This window comes from Sinorhizobium fredii (genome assembly GCF_002944405.1).
GTDB classification, from domain to species: Bacteria; Pseudomonadota; Alphaproteobacteria; order Rhizobiales; family Rhizobiaceae; genus Sinorhizobium; species Sinorhizobium fredii_C.
The window spans coordinates 85,290-96,505 of the sequence record NZ_CP024309.1 but is presented as its reverse complement, the minus strand read 5'-3'; the positions used below and the strand labels follow the sequence as shown (position 1 = coordinate 96,505).

The window sequence follows — 11,216 nt, the reverse complement described above, 5'->3', positions numbered from 1 at the left end:
ATGGAGGCCCGGCCCCAAGTGAGTGCGAGCAATCGAAAGAACAACTCCATGGCGCTGATGCGGACTTGGAAATGTGCTGCTGCCGTGACCGACGAGGATTTTAGTTGAGAAGGCTGTTTATACCACTCGCCATTGCTTGCTCGGCACTGCTTCCCTTCGGGAGTTCCATGGCGGATCAGTCTGCAGCACCCGCCCTCACGGTTTCAGTGGCCGTTCCGGCGCGACGGGACTGGCCGGAAACAGTTCCTGCAAGCGGATGGCTCAGACCTTGGCAGGAAGCTGTTATCGCCTCCGAGACAAGCGGCCTGCGCGTAACCGACGTTCTGGTCGATGTCGGATCGGTTGTGACCAAAGGGCAGACACTGGTCCGGCTTTCGCAGGAGAGCGTGCTGGCGGACCTTCGAAAGCAAGCCGCTGCGGTCGAGACCGCAAAGGCAAATCTCGCAAAGGCCAAGGCGAACGCGGACAGAGCCCGACAGCTTCGCCCCTCGGGAGCAATTTCAGACGAGAAGATCGCCGAGCGATTAACCGACGAGCAGATGGCTGTAGCAAGCCTTGAATCGCAAAAGGCCGCGCTCGACAGCCAGAAGATCAAGCTCGCTCAGACGACCGTCACTGCCGTTGACGACGGACTGATAACGTCACGCACTGCCGATCTAGGTGCAGTCGTTTCGACTGGCACCGAGCTATTCCGCCTGATCCGTCAGCAGCGCGTCGAGTGGCAGGCTGAAGTTTCCGCGCGCTACCTGCCGCGCATTTCAGAGGGACTGAGCGTTGAGGTCAACGGGCCGGATGAGCGCCCCATCCAGGGCAGGGTTAGGCTTGTCGGACCGTCTGTCAGCACGGAAACCGGCCGAGCGATGGTCTATGTCACGCTTCCTGCCGACGTTCATCCGCGTGTCGGCCTTTATGTCACCGGCAGCATTGAGCTGAAGACGACTTCGGCCCTTACCGTTCCGGAGACGGCGATCGTGTTCCGCGACGGGATAAGCTACGTCTTTACGGTCGGCGCCGACCGGCGGGTGCAACGGGTCCGGGCGGAGACTGGCCGACGCAAGGATGGCCAGGTCGAGATTGTCTCCGGCATAGATCAGTCCTCGAGGATCGTGGCATCGGGCGGTGCATTTCTGTCGGACAACAACCTCGTGAACATCGCTGAGTAAGGTGATGAATTTCTCTGCTTGGTCGATTCTCAATCCCATACCGGCGATACTGCTCTTCGCAATGCTCACCTTCGGTGGGCTTTTGGCCTTCGAGCGGTTGCCGGTCCAATACTTCCCCGATATGGACCTTCCGAGGATCAGCATCAGCGCTACACTCGAGGGCACGGCCCCGACGCAGCTCGAGACGGAGGTGGCCCGCGTTATCGAGGACCGGCTCGCGTCGCTGAGCAATCTCGACCACATCGCAACGACGATCGCCGATGGCACGGTATCGATCGATGTCACTTTCGAGCTGGAAAGGAACAGTGACGAGGTTTTGAACGAAGTCCGCAATGCCGTTGACAGTGTAAAGCCAGAGCTGCCGGCGCAGATGCAGACGCCGAGCGTCACCAAAATCTCCATGCAGAGCGCCCCGCTGGTCACCTACGCGGTCCGTTCGTCCAGTCTCAACGAAACTGAGCTTTCCTGGTTCGTCGACAACAATATGACGAAGGCACTTCTGTCGGTAGCGGGGGTGGGACAGGTGAGCCGGTTCGGCGGTATTGATCGCGAGGTTCATGTCGACCTCGATCCAGGGACCATGGCTTCCCTCGGGGTCACGGCAGCCGCCGTTTCAGAACAGTTGAAATCGGTCCAGGCAGATACGTCGGGTGGAATTGGCGAAATTGGCGGCACACGCCAGACGTTGCGGACGCTCGGTGCCGTTGCATCCGTCGAAAATCTGAAGGGATTGCAAATTCCGTTAGCCAACGGACAACAGGTCCGTCTCGACGATGTCGCATCCGTCAATGACAGCTTCGCGGACCGATCCTCGCTGGCCTATCTCGACGGACAGCCCGTGATCGCTGTCGCGGTCAAGCGCTCAAACGGGTTTTCGGACACGGGCGTTGCCGCCGACGTCGCGAAGGCGATGCAGCAGTTCGCCGCCGAACATCCCGGCGTGCAGATCGATGAAATCTACAGTAGAGACGTAGCGATCCTCGATAGCTATCAAGGTTCGATGCACATGTTGTTTGAGGGGGGGATCTTGGCCGTCGTGGTCGTCTGGTTCTTCCTACGGGACTGGCGCGCGACGCTCGTATCGGCCGTCGCACTGCCGTTGTCCGTCATACCAACCTTCCTCGCCATGTACTTCGCCAACTTCAGTCTTAATATCATTACCTTGCTTGCACTGTCGCTGGTGGTCGGCATACTTGTCGACGATGCCATCGTGGAGATCGAGAACATCGCTCGCCATCTCCAGATGGGCAAACGGCCGATTGATGCCGCCCTCGAAGCCGCCAATGAGATCTGGTTAGCCGTTATTGCGACTACGCTCGCGCTCGTGGCGGTGTTTCTTCCGACGGCATTCATGGGCGGCATACCAGGGCTGCTCTTCCGCCAGTTCGGCATCACCGCCGCAGTCGCCGTACTCGCCTCTCTCGTCGTTGCGCGCCTGCTGACACCCATGATGGCTGCCTATTTCATGAAGCCGCATTCCACCGAGGTAAAGGATGGACGAATCATGGGAGCCTACTTGGCGGTTGTGAAGGCGTCCTTGTACCACAGAAACAAAACGCTTCTCGTGACCGCGATCTTTGTAGCGCTCTCGCTTTCCACCATCCCCTTCCTGAAATCAGGCTTTCTGCCTGCTGCCGACGATTCGCGGACCCAGGTGACGCTGGTCCAACAGCCCGGCGCGACCATCGACCAAATGGACAGGACAACCAAGAAGGCTGCAGACATCGTGAGCAAGCTTCGCGATGTGACACATGTCTTCTCATCTGTCGGCTCGGCATCGTCGGGTGATAGCCCCGGAGCCAGTATCGAGACGGCTACGCTTGACGTCATGCTGACGCCGCTGAACGAGCGCGACCGTAGGCAGTCAGAGATCGAAAACGATATCCGCTCGGCCCTCTCCATGCTCCCCGGAGTGCGGGTTGCGGTCGGTAGCGGCGGCAACGGTACGCAGCTCGTCCTCAGCCTTGCCAGCGATGACTCCGATGTTCTTGAACAGGCGAGCGAGGCGCTTGAGGAGCAACTCCGTACGCTGAACGGTATTGGAGCGGTGACTTCGACCGCCTCGAGGCAGGCGCCCGAGGTTCAGATCACGCCGGACTTTTCACGCGCAGCCGCACTGGGAGTAACCTCAAGCGCCATCGCAGAAGCGGTGCGGGTTGCCACACACGGCGATTACACTTCCGCCCTGCCAAAGCTCGATCTGCCTCAGCGGCAAATCCCCATCGTCGTCCGGTTCAAGCCAGAGGCGCGCACAAACCTCGACGACATCCGGAACATAAGGGTGGCAGGAGCCCATGGCAGTGTCGATCTCGGATCAATCGCCGACATCCGTATTGGCGGAAGTCCGTCCGAGATCAAGCGGATCGATCGGATGCGCAATACGACTGTTTCCGTCGAGCTCAACGGCCGCATTCTGGGCGACGTTTATCGCGAGGCAATGGCGCTGCCAGCTCTTGAGCACCTGCCGCTGGGCGTCACGATCGTGAAGCAAGGCGAACTTCAGCGCAGCTCGGAACTGTTCCAAAGCTTCGCTTTTGCGATGGCAATCGGTGTAATTTGCATATATGCCGTGCTCGTTCTGCTATTTCACGATTTCCTGCAACCGTTCACTATCCTGATGGCCTTGCCCCTATCGCTCGGAGGGGCTCTGCTGCCGCTGGTGGCAACCGGGACCAGCTTCTCCGCGCCAGTCGTCATCGGTCTGCTGATGCTCATGGGCGTCGTGACGAAGAACTCGATTCTCCTCGTCGAATACGCGATCGTGTCGCGCCGCCAGGGAATGGAGCGGTTCGATGCTCTCGCGGATGCCTGCCATAAGCGCGGGCGTCCCATTGTCATGACGACCATCGCCATGGCGTCGGGCATGCTCCCGGTTGCTCTTAGCCTGACGGGAGGCGATTCAAGTTTCCGACAGCCTATGGCCATTGTGGTGATAGGCGGTGTGATCACGTCAACGCTACTTTGCCTTATTGTTATCCCCGTCATATTCACGTACTTCGATGACCTGCGTGAGGCACTGACGCGGCTCGCATGCCGTACCGGGCTATGCCACGAAACATCTGAGCAGGAAACGGATGCGCCCAATTGCGAGCCCATCGCGTTTGATCGTAGCCCTGTCACTCGGGGACATGGCCAGAGATGACATTGCTCGGCCATAACACCCTGGGAGATCAACGAGCCGCGCAAGTTGCCCATTCCATTTCGAACGCGCGATTGTGCGGGGTCTTGCTGACGCATCAGAGTGCCTGAACATGGAGACGAACGCGCCAATTCTCGGGGAAGTTCGTGGACTGCCGCAAATCGCGAATTCAACCTGGTCGCAAAGAGAGCCAGCGCTCGTCGTCAACACGGCCTTTGTTAGGCGAGGAGTTACATTGTATTACTGATGAGCGGGCTGACCGCCCTCTCGAACCGGCTCAGCCGGGACATCTGGTTGGGAGCCGAGGTGGCGCACCGTATGGTAGTCGGCGAGATTCGCTTCCTTCGTCAGGTTCCAATAATCGATCAGGCGCCACGGGCTGTTCGTTACAATTCGCCCTCTGTCATTGCGAAAATATGTGGACATCCCGGGATGGCTCCAGATCATCCGCTGGTGCATCTCTTGGATCGTCTCGTTGTAGCGTTGATACACTTCGTGACGGCACTCGACTTCATCGAGCTTCTCCTCGCCCATCTGGCGCAGAACACTCAGCACGTAATCTATCTGACTTTCGATCGTGAACATGAAGTTGCCGCGATGGCCGAGCGCCGTATTGGGGCCATACAGCATGAAAAAGTTCGGGAAGCCCGCCACGACGGTGCCAAGATAAGCTTGGCAGTCGTCGTCGTTCCAGACCTCACGTACTGTCAGGCCTTTGCGTCCGACCACTTGAACCGGAAGTAAAAAGCGTGTGGTATCGTAGCCCGAAGCGACGATGAGAACGTCTGCCTCGTGCTTTTCACCATTGATCCCATGGATTGAACTGCCCTCCACGCGCTCAGCGGCGGCGTCTATGAGCGTCACATGCGGCTTGAGAAGGGTCTTGTACCAGCCGTTGTCTAGGAGCATCCGCTTGCCAAATGGCGGGTAGGGCGGGATGACCTTTGCTAAAAGGTCCGGGCGCCCGGCCAGCTGTTCTTCGATATACCGGGTATAGGTCTCGCGCTGGCCGTCGTTCACCGCATTCACAGACCGATCTGGATGCGGCCAGGCCGGATCCTTCTGCAAGGCCTCATGCACTTGACTGTCGAAAATCCAACTCAACCGCAGCCTGTACAGCCATTCATAGTGTGGCACCTCGCGAAGCAAGAACTGCACCGGCTCCGGAACCGGCATCCGAAATTTCGCGAAGGGCGCCGCCCATTGGCGTGAACGCTGGAAGATTGCCAGGGCGCCCACCCTATCGGCAATGGCGGGAACAACCTGCATTGCCGAGGCCCCATTGCCAATCACTGCCACCCGTTTGCCGTCGAGGGCAACCTCGGGGTCCCATTCGGAGGTGTGTACCACCGGACCTTCGAAGTCGCGTAGGCCCGGGATGTTCGGCCATTTCGGCGTGGTGAAGCCTCCCACGGCGGAAATGACCACATTGGTTACGAGGGTTTCTTGCGTACCGTCGGGCAGGCGTAAACGGGAATGCCAGGACCGGCTCTCTTCGTCATAGCGAGAGACAATGCACTCGGTGCAGTAGCGGATAGAGCTCTCAATGCCGAATTCACGAGCAACGCGGTTGAAATAGTCGTCGATTTCCCGCTGCAACGGGAAGAACTTGCTCCAGTTGCCACCGGCAAAAGTGTAGGCGTAGAGATGTCCGGGCGTGTCCACCCCGCAGCCCGGGTAGTGATGTGAGTGCCATACGCCGCCGGTGTGATCCTGCTTTTCGATCTGGATATAGGAAATGCCGAGTTGTCGCAGCCGAATTGCTGCCGCTAGACCGGACATGCCAGCCCCGATGATGAGCACGCGAAAGCCATCCGGCAAGCACACTGGATCGGGAACCGCGCCTGAATACCTCCACAGCTTGTGGATCATCATGTCAGCGTATTCCGGTGGAATAGGCTCGGCCTCTGAAATAGAGAGCATGCGTGTCAACTCATTTGCCGACAGCTCCGGCTTGGCGATGTGTGCGCCGTGGCGCCAAGCCATGATGGCGGGCAGGGCTGCATCGCGAATCTCCATCTGCAATTCGACTGCCAGGCCGCCGGAATCGTTCTCATCCCACCGACTCTTCACGGGAATAAACGGAGGGCTCAGCCAACGCTCTTGCCCTGTGAACTGGTACAGAAGGAGCAGCAGGGTGGGAATGTTGGCCGAAGGGAGTGCCTCGGCGATGCGTTGGCGGAACAGTTCAAGGTCCCTAGAGTCCGCCATAATTCAGGCTCCTACAGCCGCAAGAATCCGACCCAACTGGCGAACGATAGCTCTGCCGACGGCGCGGGCACATGCGCCCAGCACGATCGACCCAGCTCCCGGCGGAAAGCATTGTGCTGGCATTCGACATCTCCGCCCAATCATCGTTGGTCCGTGACTTGTGCAAATGCCTGAGAGCAATATGCATGCCAAAGAAAAAACTCCTTCGGATGCAACACGATCGACCGAACCGGCTAATCAAAATGTTCAAGATTGTCGCATATCGGACTACCGCATCTGCGGCCGAGCCCGCAGTGCTCCCGTATCCTCAAAAGCGTCCCGATATCGGCGCCACTGGCAAGCTAGCCAGCCGACCCGCAGCCATCGTCAGCGGGGAAAATTAAGTCTCCACACTACCAAATGAAAAAGCCAGAACCTGCAAAGCGCGCCATCTTCAAGGCGGTGTTGTCACTTCGCTATTGTCGCCGCCATGGTTCGTTGTCGGAGGAACGGCCCATCTTCCTTCGACAAGGGAACATCGGCGGTTTCGGCGAAATCCGGTCTTGCCGGGCAGGAATTTGTCTGCTGGAACATAACGACTGGCAACGTCAGTCAGCTAGACCTGTGACCTGCCCTATAGTGCAGGACTAATCTTCATGCTGTAAGAACTCGAATCGTACTCGGAATTGTTGCTCATCTCCTGGGGCGAGATTGACATTGTATTCTCGCTCGTCAAATGGAATGCGTCTGCCCTCCATGTCACCGTGCCCCGTACATGGTTCTAACGCCAGAAAATCCTGCTGTGGAAGAGACCATACAACCCAGTGCCGTGCATCTAGCGCGTCAACTCTGATTGTGGCCTTCTCTCCAACAAGCGACAGCCTCCTACTGTTCGCATTCAAAAAACAAAGGGCATCATTCTGGAAAAGGCTCTCATTTAGATGAAGGCAACGCCCGTGGAATGAAATTTTCCGTTGTTCACCTCGAATTAGCCCTTGAGAAGATATGCACGGAACAAGGGGAGATTCCGATTTCTCGAACTCCAGCTGCCAGCTATCCTTGCGCGAAGACATCAATGGCCATCTAAACCCGGGATGTATTCCGATGGAATAGGGCAGGAGTGCAGTATGTGACGTGTTCTTCACGGATACATCAATGCTCAGTTGGCTATCCACAACTTTGAACTTAACTGTGCAACGGAAATGAAAAGGAAACATTGTTTTCGTGAACTCATCGTCAGATGCTTCTAATATCACCTCACCTTCTGAGCTGGAGACCACGTCAAATTCCTGCATCCCGATGAAGCCGTGAACCGGCATCGGATAATACTGCCCTTTTATTTCGACAAGCGACGACTCACTCGATCCGCACGAAGGGAACATCAGGGGACAAGTTCGGTTCCAGCCCTGGGAGCCTCGTGGCCAAAGGAGGTCGTTTGCACCGACCTGCCACCCGATCAGCTCTGCTCCTTTGCGGTTGACAACTGCCTGTGCAGCACCGGAGCGGATAACGACAGTATCGTACATGAATGTGGTTACCTTAGAACCTTCGTGAGGTGGTCTTTTTCTTCTACAATCGTCGTGGTCGGATCAGAGTCTGCTGTTTTTACTTTGACGGTCGAATCGATTGGGTCACGACAGGTTCCACTAGCCCCGGCGTCAGGCTACGGAGATGACGCTGACGAGTGAGCACTTGCACTGGCTGCTTGTCGGCATGGACATCGCATTCAAGGGATGAGTATCACGCCCGATTTGGAGGGGGAAGAGCTTTGCGAAATTCCAGAAGGGTCTTGAAGCTCACCGCCTCATGTCAGCTGCGTTAATGGACGGCGCGATTTGATTTGAGCCGACTTGCAAATAACGGTGAGGAAATTATTCGTCAATGGCGTGCGGGTTTGGAGGTGGCAGCCGAAAATAGCTGCTGTCCTAGCGAAAGAGCACACAGTCAGTGCGGCGGACATTTCACAAAGCTGTTTCAGGCATGCGCCGACGGGCGTGTCCTCCACTGCCGCGGGTGCAAAGGACGGCAATCATCGCATCTGAACGTGACAAAGCGCTCTCCCCGGCCCGTCATCCCCTCTCTTTGCCCTTCAGCGACTCGAACGGCATGGCGTTCCAGTTCGGCGGGTTCTGCCCGAGAATGTTGCGAACGAAGAAGTCCAGGAGCTTGCGCTCCGTGAAAGGGCCGGGCGCATCATGATCCGCACCGGGTACATAGACCATTTCGAAATCTTTTCCCGCCTTGATGAGCCGATCGGCAAGCTGAAAAGTGGAGGACGGATCGACATTGCGGTCCATTTCGCCGACGATGAGCATCAGCTTGCCCTGCAACCGATAGGCATTGTCGATGTCGGAGGACTGCGAATATTCGATGCCGACCGGCCACCCCATCCACTGTTCGTTCCACCAGATCTCGTTTAGCCGGTTATCATAGGAACCGCTGTTGGCGGCCGCGACCTTGTAGAATTCGGGATGAAAGAGCAGCGCGCCTACCGCATTTTGGCCGCCGGCTGACCCGCCGAAAATCCCGACATTGGAGATGTCGTACCAAGGGAACTTCGCAGCCGCCGCCTGGTGCCAGAGGATGCGATCGGCAAAGCCCGCGTCCTTCAGGTTTTTCCAGATAACGTCATGAAAGGCGCGCGAGCGGTTGTTCGTGCCCATGCCATCGATCTGCACGACGATGAAGCCTAATTGCGTGAGCGGCTCAGTGTCGGTCGAGAATGATTTCGGCACGAACGAGCCCTGCGGCCCGGCATAGATGTCCTCCACCACCGGGTATCTCTTCTTTGGGTCGAAATTGGCTGGCAGGTGAATGACGCCCCAGATATCGGTCCTGCCGTCCCGCCCCTTGGCACGAAAGCTTTGCGGCGGTTGCCAGCCCGCGGCGGTGAGCTCGCAAATCTCGGCCGTCTCGACGTCCATCAGTTTGGCATTGTCACTGGCGCGGTAGAGCACCAGGCGCGGGGGCAGATCGGTGCGCGACCACAGATCGACATAGTAGCGGCCATCGGGCGAAAACTCGATGTGGTGGTTTGCCGGCTCGGGCGTGAGCGCGGTCAGCCCCGTCCCATCGAAGCCGATGCGGTAGGCATGGACGAAATAGGGATCCTCGTCCGGGTTCATACCGCTTGCCTCGAACCAGATCTGACGCTTTATCGGATCGACATAGTCGACCGCCCGCACCACCCAATCGCCACGGGTGATCTGGTTCTTGAGCGCGCCGGTCCGGCCATCGAACAGGTACAGATGCTCGTGCCCGTCGCGTTCCGAAGCCCAGATGATCTCCTTGCCGTCATCGACATCATACCGGTAGGTTTTCCCTGTCCAGCTTTGGTCCCTCGCCAGCGGTACGTAATCAACGAAGGTCCTACTGGCCTCATCGATCAGCGCGCGCGTGCGGCCGGTGGCGGCATCCACCTCGAGCAGGCGATAGAGCTGATGGCCGCGTTGGTTGTATTCGAAGGTGAACCCGCGCGAGTCCTTCCACCACCGGATGGGCGACAACTGGAAGGGGTTCGAAAACAAGGCGTTGTCGATCGTTATCTCGTGCCGGCCGGCAATGTCGAACAGCACGGGCTGGGGAAGCGGAAGCACGTCGCCCGCCTTGAGATAAGCGATGGAAGAAAATTCGGGTTGAAGCTGCTCCTTCGGCGACGATTTGAGATAGTGCACCGTGCGCTCGTAGCCGGGGCGGGCGCGGTAGGCCGCGAGGTGGCGCGAGTCCGGGGACCAGCTCAGCGTCGAGAAGGCGTAGTAGTTGCCTTCTGATCCGTCCCAGCTCAGCGCGACATCCGGCGCACCGTCCTTGCTCCGCAGGAAGACATTGTAGTTCTTGATATAGGCGCTCCATTTACCGTCCGGGGACACGCTCCTCTTATCGGGATCATTCGTTGCTGGCGGCGTGTAGTCGTATCTTAATTCCTGATAGTCCGGGTCGCTCGGATGCAGCGCGGTGCGCGTGCAGGCATCGTTCGCAAGGTCACAGCTCCACAGTTCATTCCCGCTGGGGAAGTTGAGCCTGCCACCATTGTCAGTCAGTTCGAAGCGGTCAAACGGTAAGTTTTCGGGCTTGAAGCTCTGGTGGGTCGCCTCGTTCAGCGCCGCCGCGAGGCGGACCTGATCGAAGGCCGGCCGCTTCTCACCGGTGGCGGCGTTGACCAATATGAACTGGTGCTCGCCGTGACTGCTGCGGCGGTAGGCGAAACTGTCTTCGCTCACCCAGAAAGGCACCTTGGGGAGATCGACGGAGAGTCGGCGATAGCGGTCGTTGATCGTGAGCGCCCGCTCGAAGTCGGTCACCGCCAGCGGCGGATCCCCAGGAGCCGGACCGTTCGGCAGCGCCTGCGCGCCGGCTGCTCCGGTTTCAACGATCAGCACGAGCATTAAAGCCCCGATCTTCCACATGGTCATTCGCCTTCCTTCAGTTTTGTCATTTACCGCTTTCTTGGATCGACGCCTCTCAAAAGCCGATTTGCAGCAGCGTTCAGGCCCAGGGGAGGCTTCGGCCGCCTTGTTGCGCGACCGCGGCGCCGGAATGCCTTGACAAGTCTGCGGACACTCCAGAACCTGACGGGGTTGCATCGATTGCGGAGTTGGAATGGACCTCCCGGCCCAGCCGCAGCCTGACCGGGCATTGTTATCTCAACCGGCATGGCGATGATCAGTGGGGAAGATTGAACTATCACTTTCATTCGGCGTCATTGACGGGTTGACGGGGGGTTC

At 58.2% G+C, this 11,216-nt stretch carries 5 protein-coding genes; 2 read left to right on the top strand and 3 right to left on the bottom strand.

Features of this window, described 5'->3' with window-relative positions; all coding sequences use genetic code 11:
* Positions 1-104 precede the first annotated feature (104 nt).
* The gene (locus NXT3_RS21665; RefSeq protein ID WP_104840411.1) at positions 105-1,163 is read left to right on the top strand and encodes an efflux RND transporter periplasmic adaptor subunit; all 1,059 of its coding nucleotides are present in this window, start codon (positions 105-107) and stop codon (positions 1,161-1,163) included.
* A 4-nt stretch (positions 1,164-1,167) separates the two neighbouring features.
* A complete protein-coding gene (locus tag NXT3_RS21660) occupies positions 1,168-4,305 on the top strand; it encodes an efflux RND transporter permease subunit (RefSeq protein ID WP_104840410.1) in 3,138 nt (1,045 codons plus the stop codon).
* A gap of 237 nt (positions 4,306-4,542) precedes the next feature.
* Here the strand turns inward: NXT3_RS21660 and NXT3_RS21655 are convergent, their stop codons facing one another.
* The 3 genes from NXT3_RS21655 to NXT3_RS21640 all read right to left on the bottom strand — a co-directional run bounded on the left by NXT3_RS21655 (position 4,543) and on the right by NXT3_RS21640 (position 10,898).
* Positions 4,543-6,513, bottom strand: coding sequence for a flavin-containing monooxygenase (locus NXT3_RS21655; RefSeq protein WP_104840409.1), 1,971 nt, complete (start codon positions 6,511-6,513; stop codon positions 4,543-4,545).
* A gap of 626 nt (positions 6,514-7,139) precedes the next feature.
* Complete coding sequence (locus tag NXT3_RS21645) at positions 7,140-8,018, bottom strand: aldose epimerase family protein (protein ID WP_104840407.1); 879 nt, start codon at positions 8,016-8,018, stop codon at positions 7,140-7,142.
* A gap of 543 nt (positions 8,019-8,561) precedes the next feature.
* The gene (locus NXT3_RS21640; RefSeq protein ID WP_104840666.1) at positions 8,562-10,898 is read right to left on the bottom strand and encodes a S9 family peptidase; all 2,337 of its coding nucleotides are present in this window, start codon (positions 10,896-10,898) and stop codon (positions 8,562-8,564) included.
* Between the last annotated feature and the right edge of the window lie 318 nt (positions 10,899-11,216).

What these genes read in the sequence shown, in the direction of transcription:
- NXT3_RS21655 (WP_104840409.1), bottom strand. Translation starts at nt 6,513, where the DNA reads ATGGCGGACTCTAGGGACCTTGAACTGTTCCGCCAACGCATCGCCGAG.
- NXT3_RS21660 (WP_104840410.1), top strand. Translation starts at nt 1,168, where the DNA reads ATGAATTTCTCTGCTTGGTCGATTCTCAATCCCATACCGGCGATACTG.
- NXT3_RS21645 (WP_104840407.1), bottom strand. Translation starts at nt 8,018, where the DNA reads ATGTACGATACTGTCGTTATCCGCTCCGGTGCTGCACAGGCAGTTGTC.
- NXT3_RS21640 (WP_104840666.1), bottom strand. Translation starts at nt 10,898, where the DNA reads ATGTGGAAGATCGGGGCTTTAATGCTCGTGCTGATCGTTGAAACCGGA.